Below are 23,215 nucleotides of genomic sequence, written 5' to 3'. Positions count from 1 at the left end.
ATGGCGTGGCATCCCCTGACCCGCCTGCTGGTCGTGCTCGGTCCCCTCGCGATCGGCGTGTCGTACCTGCTGGAGCCGGACGACCCGGCCGCGGTGCCGGCCGTGGCGCGCTCGGGCAATGCCCAGGCGGCGTTGCCGCCACAGGCGCCGGCCGCCGAGCCGCCCCCGGCCCTGCTGGCGCCGGAGCTGTCGGCCCTGACCGAGACGGTGGAGCGGCCGCTGTTCAACCCGAGCCGCCGCGGCCCGCAGCCCCCGCCGCCGGAAGCGGAGGCGCCGCCGCCCCCGCCGCCGACGGCCGAGCCGCCGCCCGCGGTGACGGTGCAGGGCGTGATCCTGGCCGGCGACCAGACCGTGGCGCTGCTGCGCCGCGACGACACCGGTGAGATCATGACCGCACGGCCGGGCGACGACCTGTCCGGCTGGCATGTCGACCGGATCGGGCCCGGCTCGGTGACGTTGACCGGCCCGGACGGTTCGGTCGAGCTGCCGTTGTTCCCGCCCCCGCCACCCTGATGCGCCGGCTGGCCCGTCTCACGCCGCTGCTGGCGGCGCTGCTGGTGCTGTGCCTGGCGCCGGGGCTCCGCGCCCAGGAGCTCGGCCCCCAGGAGCTGGGCGAGGGCTGGATCATGCCGTCCGACGAGGCCCCCGGCAGCCTGATCCCGAGCCGCCCGGACGCGCCGGCCGCGGCCGAGCCGACTCCCACCGTTCAGCCCTCTGTCCGGACCCGCGCCGGCCCTGCGCAAATCCGCCGCCTGATCGTCAGCCGGCTGCGGCTGGCCGATGCGCGGCAGCGGCCGCAGGTGCTGCGCCAGGCCCGCTGCCTGGCCTATGCGGTGTATTTCGAGGCCCAGGGCGAGACCCGGCTGGGCCAGCTGGCGGTGGCGCAGGTGGTGCTGAACCGGCTGCGCAGCCCGGCCTATCCCAAGACCATCTGCCGCGTGATCGCCGACAATGGCCAGTTTCCCTGGACCACCGGCGACCTGACCATCCGCGACGCGGCCCGGTTCCGCATCGCCTGGTCGGTGGCGCTGCACATGATGGCCGGCATCTTCACCGACCCGACCCGCGGCGCCACCCATTTCTACGCCCCGGCCCGGATCGGCGCCCCGGCCTGGGCGACACCCGAGGCCTATCTCCTCACCATCGGCGGCCACCGCTTCTTCCGGCCCTGAATTGGCAAGATCTGCCCGGTCGCTGTCATCCATGCCAATGGCCCGGCCCGCCCGGCTTGGGCACAGTGCCGCCCGCGTCACACGGAGACCGACCATGAGCAACGCCGTCACCGCCGTTCCCGCCGCCCCCGCTACCGAGGCCCTGGCCCATTTCCGCGCCCGGCTGGCCTTCGAGACCGACTGCGCCGACGTGCACGAGGCCATGGCCTTCGGCGCCCCCGGCTTCGTGCTGGCCGAAGCGCGCGGGCCGAAGGCCTATGCCGCCGGCCACGTCCCCGGCGCGATCAACCTGCCGCACCGGACGATCACCGCCGAGCGCATGGCCGAATGGCCGCAGGACACGCTGTTCGTGGTCTATTGCGCCGGGCCGCACTGCAACGGCGCCGACCGCGCCGCGATCCGGCTGGCCGAGCTGGGCCGGCCGGTGAAGGTGATGATCGGCGGCCTGACCGGCTGGCTGGACGAAGGCTTCACGCTGGAACGGTCATAAGCAGCCTGGCCTTGGAACCGTCGGCCCCGCCCTGTATGGTCGGGCCGACACCGCCGCGCCCGAGGCCCGATGAAGACGCTGCCCGAATTCCCCAACCTCTTCATCCTCGACCACCCGCTGATCCAGCACAAGCTGTCGCACATGCGGGACAAGGGGCGGTCGACCAACGGATTCCGCCGCCTGTTGCGCGAGATCTCGCTGCTGATGGGCTATGAGATCACCCGCGACCTGCCGATGACGACCGAGCGGATCGACACGCCGCTCGAGCCGATGGACGCCCCGGTGCTGCTGGGCAAGAAGGTGGCGCTGGTGTCGATCCTGCGCGCCGGCCTCGGCATGACCGAGGGGCTGATCGAGCTGATCCCCTCCGCCCGCCAGGGCCATATCGGCCTGTACCGCGACCACGACACCAAGATGCCGGTCGAGTACCTGGTGAAGCTGCCGGAGGCCCAGGGCCGCATCTTCATCGCGGTCGACCCGATGCTGGCCACCGGCAACTCCGCGGTCCACGCCGTCGACGTGCTGAACCGCCACGGCGTGCCGGACGAGCTGATCCGCTTCATGGCGCTGGTGGCGGTGCCGGAAGGCGTGCGCACGCTGCACGCCAAGCACCCCGATGTGCGCATCTACACCGCGGCGCTGGACCGTGGCCTCGACCACAACGCCTATATCCTCCCAGGCCTCGGCGACGCCGGGGACCGCATGTTCGGCACGAAGTGACCCCCATGACCGACCAGCCCAAGCAGCTCCTGCACCTCGTCCTCGGCGGCGACCTCAAGGACACGCAGAGCGTCGAATTCGCCGATCTGTCAAAGATCGACATCGTCGGCGTGTTCCCGAACTACGCTGAGGCCTATGCCGCGTGGCGGGCCAAGGCGGCGGCGACGGTGGACGACGCCCAGAAGCGCTATTTCGTGGTGCATCTGCACCGGCTGCTGGACCCGTCGACCGACGCCAGCCGCAAAGGCTGACGGCTGAAGGGCGCCCCCCGCCGCCGTCAGGTGGCGGCGCTGGCCTGCAGCTGGTCGCGCACGGCCTGCAGCGCCTGCTTCAGTGCGCCCGCCGTCTCCGCCGTCAGGCCGGAGGCGCAGCCGATGCCCTCGAACACCGTCGCCACCTCCGCCTGCATCGCCCGGCCGGCCGGGGTCAGGTGGATGTGCACCACCCGCTCGTCGTCGCGGCTGCGGCGGCGCTCGACCAGCCCGGCCGATTCGAGCCGCTTGAGCAGCGGGGTCAGCGTGCCGGAATCGAGGAACAGCTGGTCGCCGATCGCCTTCACGGCCAGGCCGTCCCGCTCCCACAGCACCAGCATCGCCAGATACTGCGGATAGGTCAGGCCGATCCGGTCCAGGAGCGGCTTGTACACGCGGTTGAAGGCATGCGCCGTGGAATAGACGGCGAAGCACAGCTGGTCGGACAGGCGGTACGGGGCTTCCAGTGTGTCGGGCATCGCGGATCCTCCCCGGCTGGGGATGGTGGGCAATCCGACCGGATACCCCAGGCAATTGAATTGCGCACTATTCAATTTTGCATAGCCGCTCCCGAACGCACTGCATGGCGAGCAATTCAATTGTGCGCTATCTAATTTCTCGCAAGCGGCATCCCCGCCGCCCCTCATCAGCGAGATCGATCATGGCTATCCTCTACCGCACCAAGGCCACCGCGACCGGCGGCCGCGACGGCCGCGCCACCAGCGAGGACGGCAAGCTGTCCGTCGCCCTGACCACGCCGAAAGAGCTGGGCGGCCAGGGCGGCGACGCCACCAACCCCGAGCAGTTGTTCGCCGCCGGCTATTCCGCCTGCTTCCTGAGCGCGCTGAAATTCGTCGCCGGCCAGGCCAAGGTGAAGATCGCGCCGGAGAGCACCGTGACCGCCGATGTCGGCGTCGGCCCGCGCGACGACGGCCAGGGCTTCGGCCTGGATGTCGGCCTGACCATCGCCCTGCCGGGCCTGGAGCGCGCCGTCGCCGAGGACCTGGTCGCCCGCGCCCATGTCGTCTGCCCCTACTCGCACGCGACAAGCGGCAGCCTGAACGTCCGCCTGACCGTCGCCTGATCCCCACGACGGGGCCGGCGATCCGGCCGGCCCCGCCCCACACAGCGTCCGGAGTTCCCAGATGAGCGTTTCCGTCAAAGCGCTGGCCCTGGCGGCCGTCGCCGCCCTGTCGCTCGGCATGGCCCAGGCCGCCGAGGCGGCGCCCGCCGGCGTCAAGAACATCGTCCTGGTGCACGGCGCCTTCGCCGACGGCTCCGGCTGGGCCGGCGTGGTCGCCGCCCTGCAGGCCAAGGGCTATCACGTCACCGCGGTGCAGAACCCGCTGACCTCGCTGGCCGACGACGTCGCCGCCACCAAGCGTGTGCTGGCCCAGCAGGACGGGCCGACGCTGCTGGTCGGCCATTCCTGGGGCGGCGTGGTGATCACCCAGGTCGAGGACCCGAAGGTGGCCGGCCTGGCCTATGTCGCCGCCCTGGCGCCGGATGCTGGCGAGTCCGCGGCCGACGTGTTCAAGCACGGCCCGGCGGCGGTCGAGGCCGACGCGATCCAGCCCGGCCCGGACGGCTTCGCCACCATCCCGGCCGACCGCTTCCACAGCGCCTTCGCCGCCGATTCCTCCCCGGCGCAGGCGGCGGTGATGGCCGCCACCCAGGGCCCGATCGCGACCGCGGCCTTCGGCGAGAAGGTCACCGCCGCGACCTGGAAGACCCTGCCCTCCTGGTTCCTGGTGTCGACCGCCGACCGGGTGATCAACCCGGACCTGCAGCGCTGGGAGGCCGAGCGCATCGGCGCCCATGTGGTCTCGGTCACCGGCAGCCACACCGCCTTCGTCGCCCGCCCCGCGGTGGTCGCCAAGGCGCTCGAGGACGCGGCCAGCTCGCTGCACCGCTGACCGCAGACCCGGCCGGAAGCCCGTCCGTGGCATTGCGCCGCGGGCGGGCTTTCCGTTACCAGGACCAGATGACCGTCGCCCTGATCACCCCGTCCCTGGACCGCCTGACCGGATTTGCCGACGCGCTGCGCCGCGGCTGGTCGCCCGATACTGTCCGCAAGGCGGCGGCCGCGCGCGAGCAGCTGGAGCGGATCGCGCAGGACCCGGCCGGCTTCGTCGCCGGGCTGGACGATCCCGAGGCCCGCGGCGGCCCGATCGCGATGCCGGACGGCAGCACGGTGCCGCGGCTGCCCGGCTTCCACCGCTGGCTGTGGGACGGGGAATTCTGCGGCAGCTTCAACGTCCGCTGGCAGCCCGGCACCGCCGCCCTGCCGCCGCATGTGCTGGGCCATATCGGCTACAGCGTGGTGCCCTGGAAGCAGCGCCGCGGCTACGCCACGCGCGGCCTGGCGCTGCTGCTGCCCGCGGCGCGGGCGCTGGGCCTGGACCATGTCGATCTGACCACCGACCCCGACAACCTCGCCTCGCAGCGGGTGATCCTGGCCAATGGCGGCCGGCTGGTCGAACGCTTCCGCAAGGCGGAGGCCTATGGCGGCGCCGAATCGCTGCGCTTCCGCATCGACCTCTGACCCCGGCGGTCTTTCGGTGAAGCGGGCTTTGCCGTAGACCGGGCGGCATCTCGGCGATTAGGAAAGGAACCGGCATGGCGGTTCGCGGCGACAGACCCTCCTCGATTCTGCCCTCCGCCCTGCTGGTGCGGCCGGTGCTGGGCCTGGCGCTCGGCGCCAGCACCCTGCCGCTGCTGCATGCCGGGGTGCTCCCGGCGATCGGGCCGGCGCTGCAGGCCCAGGCCGGCCCCTTCGGGCTGGTGACGGCCGAATCGCTGCTGGCGCTGCTGCCCTTCCTCGGCTGGGCCGGCCTCGCCCGGCGCGGCGGCGAGCGCCCGGCGATCATCGCCGGCGGGGTGCTGGTGGCGTTGGCGCTGGCCGGGTTCCTGGCCGTGCTGCGCCGGCCGCTGGAACCCGGCGATTCGATCCTGCTCCCCAGCCTGCTGTGGATCGCCGCGGTGGTCGGCGCCGCCGGGCTCGTCGTCGGCAATCACCTGCATCTGATCCGGCTGGGCGGCGGATCGGGCGGCCGTATCACCGTGATCGCGGTCGCGGCGGCGACGCTGTTCGGTCCGATCCTGGTCAACGCCGTCGCGGTGGTGCTGACGCCGGCCACCGGTTCGCTGGCGATCCCGCTCGGCCCCTACCTGTTCTGGGCGGCGATGGCGGCGGCCCTGGCCTTCGTTACCTGGCGGAGCCCGACCGCCGCGGCGCCGGCGGCCTCCACCCACGCCGCGCCGGTCGCGGTCGCGGTGGCGGCGCTGGGGCTGGTGCTGCTGTTGGCGCCGATCGTCTGGCTGAACGCCATCCGCCTGCCGCTGCTGGTCCACGCCGCCACCGTGGCAGGCGGGTCGGTGCCCGACCTGATCGGCCAGGTCTCCCTGATCGGCTACCTCGCCGTCGCCGTGGTGCTGTTGGCGGCGGCTTTGCATCCCGGGCTCGGCCTGCCGGTCGCCGGCCCGCTGGCCGCGGCTGTCGTCCTGTGGGCCCTCGCCGGGCTGAGCATCGAGGTGCCGGTGTCGCTGGCCTGGGGCGTCAGCAGCGATCCGGCCTATGCCCTGGCGATGCTGGCCGGCTTCGCCGCCATCCTTGGGCGCGGCGCCGGGCCACTGCGGGTCGGGGTCGCCTGGACCGCGCTGCAGGTCGCCGCCGTGCTGGGCAACCGCGGCGGCCAGTTCTGGTGGCAGTTCAACCAGCTGGCGATCACCGCCGGGATGCAATGGACCGGCATCGCCATGGCGGTCGTCGGCGCGCTGGCCCTGGCCGGCGTCATCCTGGCCCGCCGCACCCCATGAAAAAAGCCTCCGGAGCGAGGCTCCGGAGGCTTCAAGTGTGGATCGGGCCGGAGGAACGCCAGCCAGGGACCGGCCCGATCGTCGACGGATCGACGGCTTTCACGATGGCGGCGGCTAGGTCGTCCAGCCCGCCCGATCCGTGATCTCATGAATGACTACAATGCCGAACAGCGATTGCAAATCATTCGCAATCTCAAGATAAGCTTTCGCGGCGCGATTGCAAGCGGAATTGGCGGGGACGGCTGAAGCCGGCCGCGGCACGGGGCCGCAGCCGGCTGAGGGGCTCAATCGAAGCGGAGCGGGATGTTGATGGTGATCCCCGGCGTCGGCGTCACATAGACCGGGGAAGGCGGCTCGACATAGACCGGCCGCGGGCGCCGGACATAGTAGTCGGGCGGGTCGTCGTAGATCACCACTCGGTCGCGATGCGGCCGGTAATAGTAGTAGGGCGGCGGCCCGTCGCGCCAATGCCGGTGGCGATGATGACGGCGCCAACCGTCGTCATCATCGTCGTCATCATCATCATCGTCATCATCCGCGACCGCCGTCGCCGGCTGCAGCAGCAGGGTCGGGGCGGCGGCGGTCAAGGCGAGCAGCGCCAGGAGCGACAGGCGCACCAGGGACTGTTGCATGCCGGGTCTCAGTCGAAGCGCAGCGGGATGTTGACCGAGATGCCCGGGGCCGGCGCGTAATAGGCCGGGGGCGGCGCGTAGTAGGCCGGCGGCCGTTCGACGTAGACCGGCGGGCGCTCGTAATAGACCGGCGGGCGCTCGTAATAGACCGGCGGCCGCTCATAGTACACCCGCGGACGTTCGTAGTAGTAGCGCGGGCGCGGCTGCACCACCACCACGTCAGGGCGGCGATCGTAGTAGTAGCCGTGGTGGTGGCGCCAGGGCGGCCCCCAGCCTCCACGCTTCCAGCTGTCGGCGAGAGCTGGGGTCGACACCGCCAGCGTGACCGCGGCGGCGGCCAAGGCACCGGCCAGAATGCGGCGAGTCGAGATCATCAGGTCCTGTCCTTCTGCTGCCGGGCGGCCCACCGGGCCGGACCCACCAACTCAGACCCCACAACGCATGACCCGGTTGCTTCGATCCGGCCGCAATCAAGGCATTTTCGTGGCATTGCCCGGAATGTCAGCGGGCGGCGGCTCCCAGCCGAAGACGCTGCGGCCGCCATAGTCGTGCGACCGCCGGCGCTCGACCGCGATGTGCTCCGGCAGGGTCGGGCCGGTGGCGTGGCGCTCGACCCGCCGGGCCTGGTCGTCGAGGCGGCGGATCGCGTCCAGCCGCTCGTCATTGCCCAGCTTCGCCTGGGCGACGGCGGATTTCAGCACCGCGATGGTCCGGTCATAGACCAGGGTCGGCACCGGATAGGGGTGGCGGTCCTTGCCGCCATGGGCCAGGGAGAAGCGGCCGGGATCGGCGAAGCGGCAGGGGGCGCCATGCACCACCTCCGCCACCATTGCCAGCGAATGCACGGTGCGGGCGCCGACGCCCGGCACCAGCAGCAGCTCGGAGAAATCCTCCGGCGCCCGGTCCGCCGCCGCGCTCAGCGCCCCGTGCAGCCGGCGCAGGATCACGTCCTTGGGCCGGACGTCATGATGCGCCGGCATCACCAGATGCGGCAGCGACGGCTGCTCCGGCAGCGACGGCTGCTCCGGCGGCACCCGGCCCTCCAGCGCCGCGACCTCGCCGGTGATGCGGTCGGGGCCGAGATCGCGCAGCAGGTCGATCTGGCGGTGGCGCGAGGCCGCGGCCCGCCGGTCGGTCAGGTTGACGATGACACCCTGGCCCAGCCCTTCGATCGCCGTGTGCGGCGCCTCGACGAAGCTCTTCAGGTCCTCGGAGCACCAGTGGTAGCGGCGGGCCAGGCGGTTGTCGCCGTTCATGCCCTGCTGCACCACCACCCAGCGCCCGTCATCGGCGACGATGAAGCCGTGCAGATACAGGTCGAAGCCGTCCTGCACCGCGGCGCTGTCGACCTTGGCGACCAGCCGGCTGGCCCTGGCCAGCGCCGCTCCGTCGAAGCCGACGCGCTGGCCGATGTCCACCAGCTCCGCCGGAGTCTGGCGGGAATGGGACCCGCGGCCGCCGCAGACATGCAGGCCGAGCTCGCCGGCCATCGGCTGCAGGCCGCGCTTCAGCGCGCCGATGACGCTGGTGGTGATGCCGGAGGAATGCCAGTCCATGCCCATTACGGCGCCGAAGGACTGGAACCAGAAGGGGTGCGCCAGGCGGCGCAGGAACTCGTCGCGGCCGTAATGGTGGATGATCGCCTCGGCGATCACCGCACCCAGCCGGGCCATGCGCCGGCCGAGCCAGGCGGGCACCCGGCCGTGATGCAAGGGCAGATCGGCGCTACCGGCCCGTTTCGCCACGGATCCTCCGGAACAAAGACGGAACGATCCTAGCGCGGACCCGGCGACGGCGCCAGCGCCCAGCTGGCCGAATTGCGCAGCCGGATCCCGCTCACCCGCAGGCTGCTGTCCCACAGCGCGGCGAGCGGGGCCAGGGTATCGACGATGCGGAGGTCGACGCCGCGCCGGGCCAGCTCGCCGTCGAGCTCGCCCAGCACGACACGGCCGAGCGGCGCGACCGGCGCCTCGGACACCCACATCCCGGCATCCCCGAGGCTGCGGAAGGTCTCGGGCGGCAGCTCGTAGCGGTGGATCGCGACTGCGCGCAGCCGGTCGATCCAGGCGGCCTCGACGAAGGCGACGGCGCGAGCGTTGCCGGGCCCCAGCCAGTGCGCCCGGTCCGCCGGCGTGCTCCGCGGCGTCGCCCAGGCGAGGATCCGCGGGCAGTCTCGCGGGAACAGGTACAGCATCTGATGCGCGTCATCGATCGCCCAGACCAGAGGGCCGTTCAGCCACTCCTGTCCGGCGGGACGGGCCGACGGCACGCGGACCGGCCGCGGCTCGAACCGCTCGATCGCCGGGTCGTCGCTGAAATGGAACAGCCGCACCCGCCGGAGACCTTACGCCGCGGCCGCGCGGGCCTTGCCGATCAGGGCCAGGATCTCGCCGGCCGCCTGGGGGATGTTGGTGCCAGGGCCGTAGACGGCGCTGACGCCGGCGGCCAGCAGCGTCTCGTAGTCCTGCGGCGGGATCACACCGCCGCACACCACCAGGATGTCGCCGGCGCCTTCGGCCTTGAGCGCAGCCATCAGCTGCGGCACCAGGGTCAGGTGCCCGGCCGCCTGGGACGACACGCCGACGACATGGACGTCGTTCTCGATCGCCTGGCGCGCCGCCTCCTCCGGCGTCTGGAACAAGGGGCCGATGTCGACATCGAAGCCGATATCGGCGAAGGCCGTGGCGATCACCTTGGCGCCGCGGTCGTGGCCGTCCTGGCCCATCTTCACCACCAGCATGCGCGGCCGCCGGCCCTCGGCCTCGGCGAAGCGCGCCACCTCCTGCTGGATCCGGGCATAGCCCTCGTCGCCGGCGAAGGCGCCGCCATAGACGCCGGAGACCGAGCGGGTCACGGCGCGGTGGCGGGTGAACACCTGCTCCAGCGCGTCGGAGATCTCGCCGACCGTGGCCCGCGCCCGCGTCGCCTTGACCGCGAGATCCAGCAGGTTGCCATCGCCGCTCCTCGCCGCCTCGGTCAGCACCGAAAGCGCCGCGCGGCAGGCGGCTTCGTCGCGCTCGGCCCTGATCTTCTTCAGCCGCGCCACCTGGGATTCGCGCACCGCCGAGTTGTCGATCGCCAGCACCTCGACATGGTCCGGCGCGTCCGGCACGTATTTGTTGACGCCGACGATCACCTGCTCGCCGCGGTCGATCCGGGCTTGGCGGCGAGTCGCGCTCTCCTCGATCCGCAGCTTCGGCAGACCGGCCTCGACCGCCTTGGTCATGCCGCCCATGGCCTCGACCTCGTTGATCAGCACCCGGGCCTTGGCCGCCAGCTCGGCCGTCAGCGCCTCGATGTAGTAGCTGCCGCCGAGCGGATCGACGGTGCGGGTCACCCCGGTCTCCTCGGCGATGATCAGCTGGGTGTTGCGGGCGATGCGGGCGGAGAAGGGCGTGGGCAGGCCCAGCGCCTCGTCGAAGCTGTTGGTGTGCAGGCTCTGGGTTCCGCCCAGCACCGCGGCCAGCGCCTCGACCGTGGTGCGGACCACGTTGTTGTAGGGGTCCTGCTCGGTCAGCGACACGCCGGAGGTCTGGCAATGGGTGCGCAGCATCAGGCTCTCGGCCTTCTTCGGCGCGAACTCGGCCTGGATCAGCTCGGCCCAGAGCTGCCGGGCGGCGCGCAGCTTCGCCACCTCGGTGAAGAAATCCATGCCGATGGCGAAGAAGAAGGACAGCCGGCCGGCGAAGGCGTCGACGTCGAGCCCGCCGGAGATCGCGGCGCGGACATATTCCAGCCCGTCGGCCAGGGTGTAGGCCAGCTCCTGCACCGCCGTCGCCCCGGCCTCCTGCATGTGGTAGCCGGAGATCGAGATCGAGTTGAACTTCGGCATCCGCCCGGCGGTGTAGGCGATGATGTCGGCGACGATCCGCATCGATGGCCCGGGCGGGTAGATGTAGGTGTTCCGGACCATGAACTCCTTGAGGATGTCGTTCTGGATGGTGCCGGACAGCTTCGCCTCCGGCACCCCCTGCTCCTCCGCCGCCACGATGTAGCCGGCCAGCACCGGCAGCACGGCGCCGTTCATGGTCATCGACACCGACATGCGGTCGAGCGGAATGCCGTCGAACAGGATCTTCATGTCCTCGACGGAATCGATCGCCACCCCGGCCTTGCCCACATCGCCGACCACGCGCGGATGGTCGCTGTCATAGCCGCGATGGGTGGCCAGGTCGAAGGCGACCGAGACGCCCTGCTGCCCGGCCGCCAGGTTGGCGCGGTAGAAGGCGTTCGACGCCTCCGCGGTGGAGAAGCCGGCGTACTGCCGGACGGTCCAGGGCCGGCCGGCATACATCGTGCCGCGCACGCCGCGGGTGAACGGGGCGAAGCCCGGCAGCTCCCCCGCCGCGCCCTCCGGCAAATCCGCCGCGGTGTACAGCGGCTTGACCGTGACGCCCTCCGGCGTCTCGACCGTAAGGCTCTCCAGCGGGCGGTCGCGCAACTCCTTCCGAGCCAGCGCCTCCCAGTCGGCGGGGGTCCGCTTGTCGAAGGCGGTCATGGCGGCATTCCTCCTGTCACGGAGGCGAGTATAGGAGCGGTCCCGGCCGCGGTCACGCGGCGCGCATGATTGTTTCGCGCTTCGCTCAGTTGCGGCTCAGCGCCATATGCGCACCGAGCCCGACCAGGGCCGAGCCGCTGGCCAGGCGCAGCCAGCGCGCCACCCGTTCGCTGCGGCGCAGCCGGGCCATCGCCCGGTCGATGCACAGGAGGGTGGCGACGTCGGCGGCGAAGAACACGGCGTTGACGATCATTCCCAGCACCAGGAACTGGGCCCAGACCGGCAGGCCGGCGGCGGGGTCGACGAATTGCGGCAGGAAGGCGATGAAGAACAGCGCCGTCTTCGGATTCAGCAGCTCGACCGCCACGCTTTCGGCAAAGGCTCGGCGCGCGGTCTTCTGCGCCAGCTGCGGCAAGGCGTCGCCGGCCCCGCGGCTGCGCAGCATGCGGATGCCGAGCCAGACCAGGTAGGCGGCGCCGAAGATCTTCACCACCAGGAACAGGGTCGGCGACCAGCGGAACACCGCCGACAGCCCGGCCGCGGCGGCCGCGACATGGACCAGGTCGCCGACCGCGATGCCGGTGGCGGCGCGGAACCCCGCCGCCCGGCCGCGCGCCAGGGTCTGGGCCACGGTGTAGAGGATCGCCGGCCCCGGGATGATCGCGATCAGCACCGTGGCGACGAAGAAGGGCAGCAGATGCGCGAGCGACGGCATGGACGGGCCTCCGGCGGAGTCTTGCGGGCCAGCATAGCGCGGCCGAGCGCGAACGTCAGGCGTCCGACCTGGGACCGGTTGAAGGGATCTGAGCGGCGGCCTATATCTGGCTAGGTTTAGCTAGGATAGCCGGCATGACCACTGTCAACATCTTCGAGGCCAAGTCCAGCCTCTCCCGCCTGGTGGCGGCGGTCGAGACAGGGCGTGAGGCAGAGATCGTGATCGCCCGCAACGGCCGCCCCGTCGCTCGCCTCGTTCCCATCGCCCCCGCGCCCGATGCGGCCAAGCGCCTCGGCCTGCTCGCCGGCCGATATCCGTCGATGACGCTCGAAGAGTTCGACGCCGACAACGAGCGGATCGCGGCGCTGTTCGAGGGCGAGCCGGAGTGAGGCTGCTCCTCGACACCCATGTCGCGATCTGGGCGCTGGTGTCGCCAGAGGTGATGCCGGAGGCGATCCGGCTCCTGATCGCCGATCCGGCGAATTCGATCCATGTCTCCGCCGCCAGCGTCTGGGAGATCGCGATCAAGCATTCGATGGCCCGACGCGGCGCACCGCCCTTTTCCGGGACGCAGGCGATCGAGTACTTCGGCCAGGCCGGATACGCTCTTCTCTCGGTATCGCCCGAGCACGCCGCGGGTGTCGAGGCACTGCCGCCGCTTCATGCGGACCCGTTCGACCGACTCCTCGTCGCCCAGGCCCTGGCCGAACCGCTGCGGCTGGTCACCCATGACTCCACGGTCGCGGCCTATGGCGGCTCCACCATCTATTTCTGAGCGATCCGCGGCACCGTACCGCCCCCGCAGTGTCTTGACGTTGTCACAAATCCGGCTAGGAATGATTCGCAGATGGAGCGATAGCAACCGCCCTGCCATTGGTGTAGGGGAAGGAATCCCGTGGCGGACCAACGTCCCAACCGCCGTTTTCTGCGATATAGTCCCCTCGTCGCAGCGTCGAGCCAAGCCGCTGCGACCGTTCGGAAGCGAGAGCACAGTCGGAGTGTGACACCGTGAACGCAAGCGTCGGAAACAACGGCACCGCGACGCATCCGGGCCCAGTCAACCCGAAGCAGGTGTTCGTCACCGAGGGCATCGACCCGACCCTGGAGCGGCCGAGCCCGGTGACCCGCTTCTTCATGCGGTTCGTCGCCTGGGCCGAGCGGCTCAACCTGAAATACACCAAGGTCGGCAACCCGCCGGTCTACGACACCGCCGTCTTTCCCTGGGTCGCCGAGATCGAGCGGGAATGGCCGCTGATCCGGGCCGAGTTGGACCGCGTGCTGCTGCGCCAGAACGAGCTGCCGAGCTTCCAGGACATCTCGTCCGACGTGAAGACCATCAGCAAGGACACCCACTGGAAGACCTTCTTCCTGGCCGGCTACGGCGTCAGCTCGGAGAAGAACATCGCCCAATGCCCGGAGACCTGGCGCATCGTCCAGAAGATCCCCGGGCTGAAGACGGCGATGTTCTCGATCTTCGAGCCGGGCAAGCACCTGGCAGCCCATCGCGGCCCCTATAACGGCGTGCTGCGGCTGCACCTGCCGCTCTTGGTGCCGGAGCCGCGCGAGAAGCTGGCGATCCGTGTCGACAAGCAGATCTGCCACTGGGAGGAAGGCAAGGCCCTGGTGTTCGACGACGCCTATGAGCACGAGGCCTGGAACCACACCGAGAAGACCCGGGTGGTGCTGTTCATCGACTTCGTCAAGCCGCTGCGCTTCCCGGCGCGGCTGGTGAACTGGCTGCTCCTGAACCTGGCCGTCTTCACCCCCTTCATCCGCGAGGGGCAGGACGCGCACAAGGAGTGGGAGAAGAAGTTCTACGCCCAGGCCGAGGCGCTGCGGAACAAGAAGGCCTGAGGGCCCGCTACCGGCGCATCAGCGCCTGCCCGGCCGCGAGCGCAAGGGTCAGAAGCGCCAGGGCCGGCGCCACCCAGGAATCCGGCGCCGACATCGTCCACAGCGTCGCCCCGGTCGCGGCGCACCACAGTGCCGGCAGGACCATCAGGACCCAGCGCGAAGGCCCGGCCAGGGCCAGCAGCAGGCCGAGCGTGCCGATCGCGGTCGGGTCGGGCGCGACGCCGAAGATCTCGGCCTGGCGCCAGGGCCGGCCGAGCAGCAGGCCGATCGCCGGCTGCAGCAGCAGCGCGAACAGGAAGATCCCCACCCCAGCCCGGCCGGCGGCGTCGAGCCGCGGCGGGGCTGAGAGCCGACCGCCGATCGCCCCGGCCCAGACCAGCAGCGCGGCCTGCGCCAGGAAGGCCGCGGCGACCCAGGGCGCGGCCCAGTTGATGGTGGCATAGCGGTCGAGATGGAAGGCGATCGCCACCCAGGCCCAGCAGGCCGCCAGGATGGCGGCGACGGCCGGCCCCGCCACCGGGCCGCCGCGCCGCAGCAGCACCAACATCAGCAGTCCGAGCAGGACCGCCACGACCTGCGCCGGCCAGATCGCCGCATTGTACAGCTCGAACAGCCGGTGATAGGTGCGGGGCGAGAACAGCAGGAAGTCGGAGAGGCGGTAGCTCCACCACTCCGCCATCACAGCACCTCGACATCGGCGGCCATCCGCCGGCGCATCGCCGCATCCGGCATCGGGCCGCGGGCGACGCCGAGATTCTCCCGCACATGGTCAATTCGGGTGGTGGCGGGGATGGCGCAGGTGACGGCCGGGTGCGAAACCACGAATTTCAGCAGGATCTGGGCCCAGCTGCCGCAGCCGATCTCGGCGGCCCAGCCGGGCAGCGTCTCGCCTGCGACATCGTCGATCAGCTCACCCTGGCGGAACGGCCGGTTGACGATGACGGCGATCCCGCGCTCCTGCGCCAGCGGCAGGATGCGGTCCTCCGCCTCGCGGTCGAGGATGTTGTAGGTGATCTGGACAAAGTCGATCGGCCGGCTGCGCATCACCTGCTCGATCTCGCCATGCCGCCGCCCCTCCGAGGTGGTGATGCCGACATAACGCAGCCGGCCCTCCGCCTTCATGGCGAACAGCGTGTCGAGATGCACCTGCCAGGCCAGCAGGTTGTGCACCTGCAGCAGGTCGAAGCGGGGCACGCCCCAGAGCCGGCGCGACTCCTCGATCTGCCCCGGCCCGTCGCCGGAGGTCCAGACCTTGTCGGCCGCGAACACGGGCGGCCGCCCGAGCCTGGCCAGGCCGTGGCCGATCACCGGCTGGGACGAGCCGTACATCGGCGAGGAATCGATCAGCCGACCGCCTTCGGCGAAGAAGGCCCGCATCACCTCGGCGCAGTCGTCGCGCGCCTGCGGGTCGTCGCCGACATTGAAGGTGATCCAGCTGCCGAGCCCGACCACGGGCAAAGCCTCGCCGGTCGAGGGGATCGGCCGGGTCAGCGGGGCTGCCTGCGCCGTCGCGACCGGGACCGGCAGCAGTGGCGCCGCGCCGGTCGCTGCCAGGGCGCCCAGCAGGGCGCGGCGGGAGAGGATCGGGGAACGCGGCATCGCCTGCCTCCGTCTGCGCTGTCGCCCCCATGAAGATGGGATCCGACGGCGGCGGCGCCACTATCCTCTTCCGAATGCGGCGCGGTTGGGACAGCATTCCCGTTCGCGCCGCCGGCGGCCGGCGGATCACAGGAGGGGGACGGGATGCGGAATCGACGGAACAGCGGGAGGTCGATCGGCGGGGCTCTGGCGGGGGGCCTGCTCGTCGCCCTGCTCGCGGGCATGGTGTTGCCGGCTGCAGCGCAGGATGCGCCGACCCCGGTGCTGAACGCCGGCGACAAGCTGTTGCAGTTCGACTGGCCGGCGATCCAGGTCGGCACCGGCGAGTACGAGGAGGGGCCGACCGGCGTCACCGTGTTCCATTTCGACCGGCGGTCGCTGGCTGCCGTGGATGTCCGCGGCGGCGGGCCCGGCACGGTCAACACCGACTATCTGCGCCTGGGCTACGACGCGCCGGAGCTGGACGCCGTGGTGTTCGCCGGCGGCTCCTGGTACGGGCTGGAGGCCACCACCGCCATCGCCTCGGCGCTGAAGGAGGACGGCGTCCGCGGCGGCCATTGGGACAACATCGCCCTGTCGGTCGGCGCCATCATCTACGATCTCGGCGGCCGCCGGCTGAACGAGCTGGTGCCGGACAAGCGGCTGGCCCAGGCGGCCTTCCGCGCTGCCAGGCCCGGCGTGTTCCCGCTGGGCGCCCAGGGTGCCGGCCGGCTGGCGGTGACCGGGTCGCTGTTCGGCTGCAACGCCTTCTCCGGCCAGGGCGGCGCCGTCCGCCAGGTCGGCCAAGTCAAGGTCGCCGCCTTCGTCGTGGTCAACGCGCTGGGCGTGGTGACGACGCGCGACGGCAAGGTGGCGGCCTGCTACGGCGATGAGGGCTGGCCGAAGGACCTGACCACCGCGGCGCTTCTGGCGGGCTATCCGGACAGCCGCAAGCCGGGCTGGACCGGCGCGCCGAACGCCGACGCGCCGGCGCGCAACACCACGGTCAGCCTGGTCGTCACCAACCAGAAGCTGAAGCCGGCGGAGCTGCAGCGCCTGGCGATCCAGGTGCACGGCTCGATGGGCCGGGCGCTGCAGCCCTTCGCCACCGAGTTCGACGGCGACGTGCTGTACGCCGTCTCGACCGGCGAGCTGGAGGACGAGGCGGCGATGCTGCCGACGGTCGATCTCGGCGTGATCGGCGGCGAGGTGATGTGGGATGCGATCCTGGCCTCTGTGCCCGACCAGCCGAAACCGGCGACGCCCGCCGGCAAGCCGGTGCTGACCGCGGACAAGCTGGCGGCGCTGGCCGGCGATTACGTCTTCAGCCCCTTCGTGACGGTGAAGGTCACGGCCGAGGGCGACACCCTGTTCGCCCAGGCGACCGGCGCCCGCGCCGCCTTCGCCATCGGCAAGGAGGAGCGGACCGAGCTGAAGCCGGTCTCGGCCACCGACTTCATGGTGCCGGGGCGCTATCCCCTGACCCTGCGCTTCGAGGAGTCCGGCCGGCTGGTGCTCAACCCCGGCCACTGGCAGCAGCTGGGGACGCGCCAGGGCGGCTGAGGGCCGAGGGCCGAGCCCTCACTCCTCCCGCCAGTCGCTGAACGTCGCCGCCTGGCCGCGCAGGGTGCCGGCCTCGTCGATCAGCTGCCAGACGGTGGCGTTCTCGATCCAGAAGCGGCGGCCGGACTTGGCGATGCGCAGACCGCGATAGTCGCCGATGAAGCCGTCGCGGGTGACCGCGTCCAGCAGGCGCTGCCGCTCGGCCCGGTCCGGCGCCTCGGCGGAGAGGCGGGACGGCAGCGTCACGAACTCGTCCCAGCCATATTCGAAGCAGGCCTGGGCCGCCCGATTGGCGTAGACGAAGCGCGGATCGGCATCGGTGTTGTGCGCCAGCACGCAGAACGGCGCCGACTCGTACAGCCAGCGCGCCTGCTCGGCGGCGTCGCCTTCCTCCGGCAGCAGCGGCGCACCGATCAGCCGGGCGTGGCTGCCGGCCAGGAGGCGCAGGAAATCGGGATCGTGGGCCAGGCTCATCAGGGACTCCGGGGCGCGCCGCGACAGCCGCGCGCATGGGAGCTACGTCGGACATAAGCCCCGGCCGGACAAGCCGGCTGCGGCACGGTGTCCGGGCATGGCTGGGCTGCCACACCGACGGGCCACGGCCCGCGGTGTTTTCGGCCACGATCAGGACCCCGATCCGATTCAGCCGAGGAGCTGCCCCATGACGCTGCCGCCGATCGTCTCCCGTGCCCTCGCCGTCGCCGGACTGCTGCTGCTCGTCCAGCCCGTTGCCGCGGCCGAGCTGCAGGTCGTCAGCTCCGGCGGCTTCGCCCCCGCCTACCGCGCTTTGGCGCCGGAATACGAGCGCGCCAGCGGCGACCGGCTTTCGATCGCCTGGGGCCCGTCGATGGGCGACACGCCGAACGCGGTGCCGGCCCGGCTGGCCCGCGGCGAAAAGCTCGATGTCGTCATCATGGTGGGATACGCCCTCGACGACCTGATCAAGCAGGGCAAGGTGCTGCCCGACAGCAAGGTCGTCCTCGCCCGCTCCAGCATCGGCGTCGCGGTCAAGGCCGGCGCGCCGAAGCCGGACATCGGCTCGGCCGAGGCGGTGAAGCAGGCGCTGCTGGCGGCGAAGTCGATCGCCTATTCCGACAGCGCCAGCGGCGTCTACATCTCGACCAAGATGTTCCAGCGCCTGGGCATCGCCGCGCAGATGGCAGGCAAGGCCCGCAAGATCCCGGCCACGCCGGTCGGCGAGATCGTGGGCAAGGGCGAGGCGGAGCTGGGCTTCCAGCAGATCGCCGAGCTGAAGGCGGTCGAGGGCATCGACCTGGTCGGGCCGCTGCCGCCCGAGCTGCAGCAGGTGACGCTGTATTCCGCCGGCATCGTCGCCGGCTCGCACGACCCGGCGGCGGCGAAGAGGCTGCTGGAGTTCCTGGCCTCCCCCGCCGCCGCCCCGGCCATCGCCGCGACCGGGCTGGAGCCGACCGCGGACAGCAAGTAGGGCGGTGGAAGGGCCGCTCTCCCGGCGACCTTTGTCGCTCTCTTCGCGACATCGGATGTTGATATAAAGATATCTTTATGTCATTACATAAGCCCCGACCCGGAACCGCCGGCTGCTCGCCATGACCACGTCTACCCTGGACATCCCCCTGGAGCCGGTCGACGGCACCGAGGTTCTGGCCGCGCTGACCGCGGCGGCGCGCGAGCGCGTGCTGATCCTGGACGGCGCCATGGGCACCCAGATCCAGGGGCTGGGCTTCGGCGAGGAGCATTTCCGCGGCACCCATTTCGCCGGCTGCGACTGCCACCTGCAGGGCAACAACGACCTGCTGATCCTGACCCAGCCGGACGCGATCGAGGCGATCCATTTCGGCTACGCGATCTCCGGCGCCGACATTCTCGAGACCAACACCTTCTCCTCCACCTCGATCGCCCAGGCCGATTACGGCATGGAGAAGGTGGTCTACGACCTGAACCGCGAGGGCGCGCGGCTGGCCCGCCGGGCCGCCGCCAAGGCCCGGGCGATGGACGGCCGCCGCCGCTTCGTCGCCGGCGCGCTGGGGCCGACCAACCGCACCGCCTCGATCTCGCCGGACGTCAACAACCCGGGCTACCGCGCGGTCACCTTCGACCAGCTGCGCGACGCCTATGCAGAGCAGGTGCGCGGCCTGGTCGACGGCGGCGCCGAGATCATCCTGATCGAGACCATCTTCGACACGCTGAACGCCAAGGCGGCGATCTTCGGCACCGAGCTGGTCTTCGCCGAGAAGGGCGTGCACCTGCCGGTGATGATCTCCGGCACCATCACCGACCTGTCGGGCCGCACCCTGTCGGGGCAGACCCCGACCGCCTTCTGGCATTCGGTGCGGCACGCCCGGCCCTTCACCATCGGCCTGAACTGCGCCCTCGGCGCCAACGCCATGCGGGCGCATCTGGCCGAGATCGCCGAGGCGGCCGACACCTTCGTCTGCGCCTATCCGAACGCGGGCCTGCCGAACGAGTTCGGCCAGTATGACGAGACGCCGGAGGCGATGGCCGCGCAGATCCGCGGCTTCGCCGAGGAAGGCCTGGTCAACATCGTCGGCGGCTGCTGCGGGTCGACCCCCGACCACATCCGCGCCATCGCCGATGCGGTGGCGGACCTGCCGCCGCGGCAGGTGCCGACCGTGGCGCCGCTGATGCGGCTGTCCGGGCTGGAGCCGTTCACGCTGACCACCGACATCCCGTTCGTGAATGTCGGCGAGCGCACCAACGTCACCGGCTCGGCCCGCTTCCGCAAGCTGATCACCGCCGGCGACTATGCCGCGGCGCTGGAGGTGGCGCGCGACCAGGTGGCCAACGGCGCCCAGATCCTCGACATCAACATGGATGAGGGCCTGATCGATTCCGAGCGGGCCATGGTCGAGTTCCTGAACCTGATCGCGGCCGAGCCCGACATCGCCCGCGTGCCGGTGATGATCGACAGCTCGAAATTCTCGATCATCGAGGCCGGGCTGAAATGCGTCCAGGGCAAGCCCCTGGTCAATTCGATCTCGATGAAGGAGGGCGAGGAGGCCTTCCTGCACCATGCCCGGCTGGTGCGCTCCTACGGCGCCGCCGTGGTGGTGATGGCCTTCGACGAGGCCGGCCAGGCCGACACGCTGGAGCGCAAGGTCGCGATCTGCACCCGGGCCTACAAGCTGCTGACCGAAGAGGCCGGCTTCCCGCCCGAGGACATCGTCTTCGACCCCAACGTCTTCGCGGTGGCGACCGGCATCGAGGAGCACAACGGCTACGGCGTCGCCTTCATCGAGGCCACCCGGCAGATCCGCCAGACCCTGCCGCACGCCCATATCTCGGGCGGCGTCTCCAACCTGTCCTTCTCGTTCCGCGGCAACGAGCCGGTGCGCGAGGCGATGCACGCGGTGTTCCTGTACCACGCCATCCAGGCCGGCATGGATATGGGCATCGTCAACGCCGGGCAGCTGGCGGTCTATGAATCGATCGAGCCGGATCTGCGCGAGGCCTGCGAGGACGTGGTCCTCAACCGCCGCGACGACGCCACCGAGCGGCTGCTGACCCTGGCCGAGCGCTTCAAGGGCGCCGCCGGCCGCGAGGCCAAGGAGCGCGACCTGACCTGGCGCGAGCGGCCGGTCGGCAAGCGGCTGGAGCATGCGCTGGTCAACGGCATCACCGAGTTCATCGATGTCGATGTCGAGGAGGCGCGGCTGGAGGCCGAGCGGCCGCTGCATGTGATCGAAGGCCCGCTGATGGCCGGCATGAACGTGGTCGGCGACCTGTTCGGCGCCGGCAAGATGTTCCTGCCCCAGGTGGTGAAGTCGGCCCGCGTGATGAAGCAGGCGGTCGCCCATCTGCTGCCCTATATGGAGGCCGAGAAGGCCGCCAATGGCGGCGGCGGCGAGCGGCAGAGCGCCGGCAAGATCCTGATGGCGACCGTCAAGGGCGACGTGCACGACATCGGCAAGAACATCGTCGGCGTCGTGCTGGCCTGCAACAACTACGAGATCATCGATCTCGGCGTCATGGTGCCGGCGACCAAGATCCTGGAGACGGCGAAGGCCGAGAAGGTCGACATCATCGGCTTGTCGGGCCTGATCACCCCGTCGCTGGACGAGATGGTGCATGTGGCGGCGGAGATGGAGCGCGACGGCTTCGACATCCCGCTGCTGATCGGCGGCGCCACCACCAGCCGGGTGCACACCGCGGTGAAGATCCATCCGCGCTACGCCCGCGGCCAGACCGTCTATGTCAACGACGCCAGCCGCGCCGTCGGCGTGGTCTCGAGCCTGCTGTCGCCTGAGGCGAAGCGCGGCTATGTCGAGGGCGTGCGCGACGAGTACCGCAAGGTCGCCGACAGCCATGCGCGGGCGGAGGCGGAGAAGCAGCGCCTGCCGCTGACGGCAGCGCGGGCCACGCCCTTCGCCATCGACTGGGCCGGCTACCAGCCGCCGAAGCCGTCCTTCCTGGGCACCCGGGTGTTCGAGGACTGGGACCTGGCGGAGCTGGCGCGCTACATCGACTGGACGCCGTTCTTCCAGACCTGGGAGCTGAAGGGCCGCTACCCCGCGATCCTGCAGGACGAGAAGCAGGGCGAGGCCGCCCGGCAGCTGTTCCAGGACGCCCAGGCGATGCTGGCCCGCATCGTCGAGGAGCGCTGGTTCAAGCCGCAGGCGGTGATCGGCTTCTGGCCGGCCGGCACGGTCGGCGATGACATCCGCCTGTTCACCGACGAGGTGCGGCGCGACGAGCTGGCCACCTTCTTCACCCTGCGGCAGCAGCTGTCGAAGCGCGACGGCCGGCCGCGGGTGGCGCTGTCCGACTTCGTCGCCCCGGCCGACAGCGGCAAGGCCGATTATGTCGGCGGCTTCGTCGTCACCGCCGGGATCGAGGAGGAGGCGATCGCCAACCGCTTCGCCCGGGCCAATGACGACTATTCCTCGATCCTGGTCAAGGCGCTGGCCGACCGCTTCGCCGAGGCCTTCGCCGAGGCCATGCACCAGCGCGTGCGCCGTGAGTTCTGGGGCTATGCGCCGGACGAGGCCTTCGCCCCGGACGAGCTGATCGGCGAGCCCTATCGCGGCATCCGCCCGGCCCCGGGCTATCCGGCCCAGCCCGACCACACCGAGAAGGTGACGCTGTTCCGGCTGCTCGACGCCGAGAAGCGGATCGGCGTGCGCCTGACCGAGAGCTACGCCATGTGGCCGGGCTCGTCGGTCTCAGGCCTCTATCTGGCGCATCCGGATGCGTATTATTTCGGCGTCGCCAAGGTCGAGCGCGACCAGGTCGAGGACTATGCAAGCCGCAAGGGCATGCCGATCGCCGAGGTCGAGCGCTGGCTCGGCCCGATCCTGAACTACACCCCCGCCCCGCTGGTCGAGGCGGCGGAATAGGAACCAACTCGTCACACATATAGCTTCGGTTTATGCTGACTTCCGCTTCTAAGAGAATTCTGGAGGAATAGTGGAAGTATTCGGTATCGCAGTTGCTGCGGTGATCGCATCTGCCGCTTGGCTCTATCAACGCGCTTGGGAACGCCAAGCACAAAGAATTTTGCGATATCAGGAAGTTCTAGATCGCCTTCCCACATTCACGGAGGGTAATTTGGATATTGGACAGAGGAACGAAATGATCACAGAGCTTAGAAGGCTCTGGTTGTCAGCACCTGACGATGTCGTCCGATCTGGCGAAAGACTACTTGACCTGATTGAAGGCAGACATAGCGACCCAGAACAAATCGCACTTGGCGAATGTGTATTGGCGATGCGCCGAGACGCAACAATGGCCTCGGCCCTATGGCCTCGCTTCTGGAGCACACGCCTCCAGGCGAGCGAATTCCGTCTTAGATTCGCGAGCGGAAGCAAGCATCAGAAGGCCAACTGAGCACTGGCCGGGCCAGATCTTGAGTTGCATCCCCAGCCCCGGCTGGCCGAGGTGGCGGAGTAGGCGGATCTCCGGTAACAGGTTCAGATAGTTGGCG

Annotated in this window: 26 protein-coding genes; 15 read left to right on the top strand and 11 right to left on the bottom strand. The window is 70.5% G+C overall.

The genetic code is table 11. The features are described from left to right. The 5 genes from AAHM41_RS19920 to AAHM41_RS19900 all read left to right on the top strand — a co-directional run bounded on the left by AAHM41_RS19920 (position 1) and on the right by AAHM41_RS19900 (position 2,633). Positions 1–513, top strand: a complete 513-nt coding sequence (locus AAHM41_RS19920; protein WP_342238320.1) for a hypothetical protein — start codon at positions 1–3, stop codon at positions 511–513. Then, complete coding sequence (locus AAHM41_RS19915) at positions 513–1,172, top strand: cell wall hydrolase (protein WP_342238319.1); 660 nt, start codon at positions 513–515, stop codon at positions 1,170–1,172. Before AAHM41_RS19920 ends, AAHM41_RS19915 begins: the two co-directional genes overlap by 1 nt. 94 nt (positions 1,173–1,266) lie before the next feature. Further along, complete coding sequence (locus tag AAHM41_RS19910; RefSeq protein ID WP_342238318.1) at positions 1,267–1,662, top strand: rhodanese-like domain-containing protein; 396 nt, start codon at positions 1,267–1,269, stop codon at positions 1,660–1,662. Positions 1,663–1,731: 69 nt separating this feature from the next. Next, positions 1,732–2,382, top strand: a complete 651-nt coding sequence (gene upp / locus AAHM41_RS19905; RefSeq protein WP_342238317.1) for a uracil phosphoribosyltransferase — start codon at positions 1,732–1,734, stop codon at positions 2,380–2,382. A 5-nt stretch (positions 2,383–2,387) separates the two neighbouring features. After that, positions 2,388–2,633, top strand: a complete 246-nt coding sequence (locus tag AAHM41_RS19900) for a DUF4170 domain-containing protein (RefSeq protein WP_342238316.1) — start codon at positions 2,388–2,390, stop codon at positions 2,631–2,633. Positions 2,634–2,659: 26 nt separating this feature from the next. Here AAHM41_RS19900 and AAHM41_RS19895 read toward each other — a convergent pair whose 3' ends face one another. Next, positions 2,660–3,112, bottom strand: coding sequence for a MarR family winged helix-turn-helix transcriptional regulator (locus tag AAHM41_RS19895; protein WP_342238315.1), 453 nt, complete (start codon positions 3,110–3,112; stop codon positions 2,660–2,662). Positions 3,113–3,294: 182 nt separating this feature from the next. Between AAHM41_RS19895 and AAHM41_RS19890 the strand changes: the two genes are divergently transcribed. From AAHM41_RS19890 to AAHM41_RS19875, 4 genes are all read left to right on the top strand, one after another. Beyond that, a complete protein-coding gene (locus tag AAHM41_RS19890) occupies positions 3,295–3,717 on the top strand; it encodes an organic hydroperoxide resistance protein (RefSeq protein WP_342238314.1) in 423 nt (140 codons plus the stop codon). 61 nt (positions 3,718–3,778) lie between these two features. Then, complete coding sequence (locus AAHM41_RS19885; protein ID WP_342238313.1) at positions 3,779–4,549, top strand: alpha/beta fold hydrolase; 771 nt, start codon at positions 3,779–3,781, stop codon at positions 4,547–4,549. Positions 4,550–4,617: 68 nt separating this feature from the next. After that, positions 4,618–5,178 carry a GNAT family N-acetyltransferase gene (locus AAHM41_RS19880; protein ID WP_342238312.1) on the top strand — a complete coding sequence of 187 codons (561 nt, stop codon included), beginning with the start codon at positions 4,618–4,620 and terminating at the stop codon, positions 5,176–5,178. 74 nt (positions 5,179–5,252) lie between these two features. After that, a complete protein-coding gene (locus AAHM41_RS19875) occupies positions 5,253–6,452 on the top strand; it encodes a hypothetical protein (protein ID WP_342238311.1) in 1,200 nt (399 codons plus the stop codon). 284 nt (positions 6,453–6,736) lie between these two features. Here the strand turns inward: AAHM41_RS19875 and AAHM41_RS19870 are convergent, their stop codons facing one another. From AAHM41_RS19870 to AAHM41_RS19845, 6 genes are all read right to left on the bottom strand, one after another. After that, a complete protein-coding gene (locus tag AAHM41_RS19870; RefSeq protein WP_342238310.1) occupies positions 6,737–7,084 on the bottom strand; it encodes a hypothetical protein in 348 nt (115 codons plus the stop codon). Positions 7,085–7,092: 8 nt separating this feature from the next. Then, complete coding sequence (locus tag AAHM41_RS19865) at positions 7,093–7,458, bottom strand: hypothetical protein (protein WP_342238309.1); 366 nt, start codon at positions 7,456–7,458, stop codon at positions 7,093–7,095. Positions 7,459–7,554: 96 nt separating this feature from the next. Next, complete coding sequence (locus tag AAHM41_RS19860) at positions 7,555–8,829, bottom strand: DUF763 domain-containing protein (RefSeq protein WP_342238308.1); 1,275 nt, start codon at positions 8,827–8,829, stop codon at positions 7,555–7,557. Between the two features lie 29 nt (positions 8,830–8,858). Next, positions 8,859–9,416, bottom strand: coding sequence for a DUF6886 family protein (locus tag AAHM41_RS19855; RefSeq protein ID WP_342238307.1), 558 nt, complete (start codon positions 9,414–9,416; stop codon positions 8,859–8,861). A 12-nt stretch (positions 9,417–9,428) separates the two neighbouring features. After that, a complete protein-coding gene (gene scpA / locus AAHM41_RS19850) occupies positions 9,429–11,582 on the bottom strand; it encodes a methylmalonyl-CoA mutase (RefSeq protein WP_342238306.1) in 2,154 nt (717 codons plus the stop codon). Positions 11,583–11,667: 85 nt separating this feature from the next. Next, positions 11,668–12,297 carry a LysE family translocator gene (locus AAHM41_RS19845; protein WP_342238305.1) on the bottom strand — a complete coding sequence of 210 codons (630 nt, stop codon included), beginning with the start codon at positions 12,295–12,297 and terminating at the stop codon, positions 11,668–11,670. 134 nt (positions 12,298–12,431) lie between these two features. Between AAHM41_RS19845 and AAHM41_RS19840 the strand changes: the two genes are divergently transcribed. The 3 genes from AAHM41_RS19840 (at position 12,432) to AAHM41_RS19830 (ending at position 14,151) form a co-directional block, all read left to right on the top strand. Further along, the gene (locus tag AAHM41_RS19840) at positions 12,432–12,686 is read left to right on the top strand and encodes a type II toxin-antitoxin system Phd/YefM family antitoxin (RefSeq protein ID WP_342238304.1); all 255 of its coding nucleotides are present in this window, start codon (positions 12,432–12,434) and stop codon (positions 12,684–12,686) included. Continuing rightward, positions 12,683–13,072, top strand: coding sequence for a type II toxin-antitoxin system VapC family toxin (locus tag AAHM41_RS19835; protein ID WP_342238303.1), 390 nt, complete (start codon positions 12,683–12,685; stop codon positions 13,070–13,072). The genes AAHM41_RS19840 and AAHM41_RS19835 overlap by 4 nt, the downstream gene beginning before the upstream one ends. A 233-nt stretch (positions 13,073–13,305) precedes the next feature. Further along, positions 13,306–14,151 (top strand): aspartyl/asparaginyl beta-hydroxylase domain-containing protein, encoded by an 846-nt coding sequence (locus AAHM41_RS19830; protein ID WP_342238302.1) that lies wholly within the window; start codon positions 13,306–13,308, stop codon positions 14,149–14,151. 7 nt (positions 14,152–14,158) lie between these two features. Here AAHM41_RS19830 and AAHM41_RS19825 read toward each other — a convergent pair whose 3' ends face one another. After that, complete coding sequence (locus AAHM41_RS19825; protein ID WP_342238301.1) at positions 14,159–14,830, bottom strand: DUF6064 family protein; 672 nt, start codon at positions 14,828–14,830, stop codon at positions 14,159–14,161. Further along, positions 14,830–15,750 carry an aldo/keto reductase gene (locus tag AAHM41_RS19820; protein ID WP_342238300.1) on the bottom strand — a complete coding sequence of 307 codons (921 nt, stop codon included), beginning with the start codon at positions 15,748–15,750 and terminating at the stop codon, positions 14,830–14,832. The genes AAHM41_RS19825 and AAHM41_RS19820 overlap by 1 nt, the downstream gene beginning before the upstream one ends. A 144-nt stretch (positions 15,751–15,894) precedes the next feature. Between AAHM41_RS19820 and AAHM41_RS19815 the strand changes: the two genes are divergently transcribed. Next, positions 15,895–17,292 carry a P1 family peptidase gene (locus AAHM41_RS19815; RefSeq protein WP_342238299.1) on the top strand — a complete coding sequence of 466 codons (1,398 nt, stop codon included), beginning with the start codon at positions 15,895–15,897 and terminating at the stop codon, positions 17,290–17,292. 18 nt (positions 17,293–17,310) lie between these two features. Here AAHM41_RS19815 and AAHM41_RS19810 read toward each other — a convergent pair whose 3' ends face one another. Next, positions 17,311–17,766: an MEKHLA domain-containing protein gene (locus AAHM41_RS19810; protein WP_342238298.1), complete on the bottom strand. Its 456-nt coding sequence runs from the start codon at positions 17,764–17,766 to the stop codon at positions 17,311–17,313. Positions 17,767–17,953: 187 nt separating this feature from the next. Here AAHM41_RS19810 and AAHM41_RS19805 point away from each other — a divergent pair, with 187 nt between their 5' ends. Both AAHM41_RS19805 and metH read left to right on the top strand, forming a co-directional pair. Next, the gene (locus AAHM41_RS19805; RefSeq protein ID WP_342238297.1) at positions 17,954–18,739 is read left to right on the top strand and encodes a substrate-binding domain-containing protein; all 786 of its coding nucleotides are present in this window, start codon (positions 17,954–17,956) and stop codon (positions 18,737–18,739) included. A 121-nt stretch (positions 18,740–18,860) separates the two neighbouring features. Next, on the top strand, positions 18,861–22,628 hold the full coding sequence (gene metH, locus AAHM41_RS19800; protein WP_342238296.1) for a methionine synthase: 3,768 nt from the start codon (positions 18,861–18,863) through the stop codon (positions 22,626–22,628). A 400-nt stretch (positions 22,629–23,028) separates the two neighbouring features. On the opposite strand, the gene AAHM41_RS19795 is transcribed toward metH, so the two are convergent. Further along, positions 23,029–23,215: hypothetical protein (locus tag AAHM41_RS19795; protein WP_342238295.1), on the bottom strand; the 187-nt coding region annotated here is incomplete at its 5' end.

The organism is Inquilinus sp. OTU3971 (genome assembly GCF_038440215.1).
This window is presented reverse-complemented; position numbering and strand designations above follow the sequence as displayed.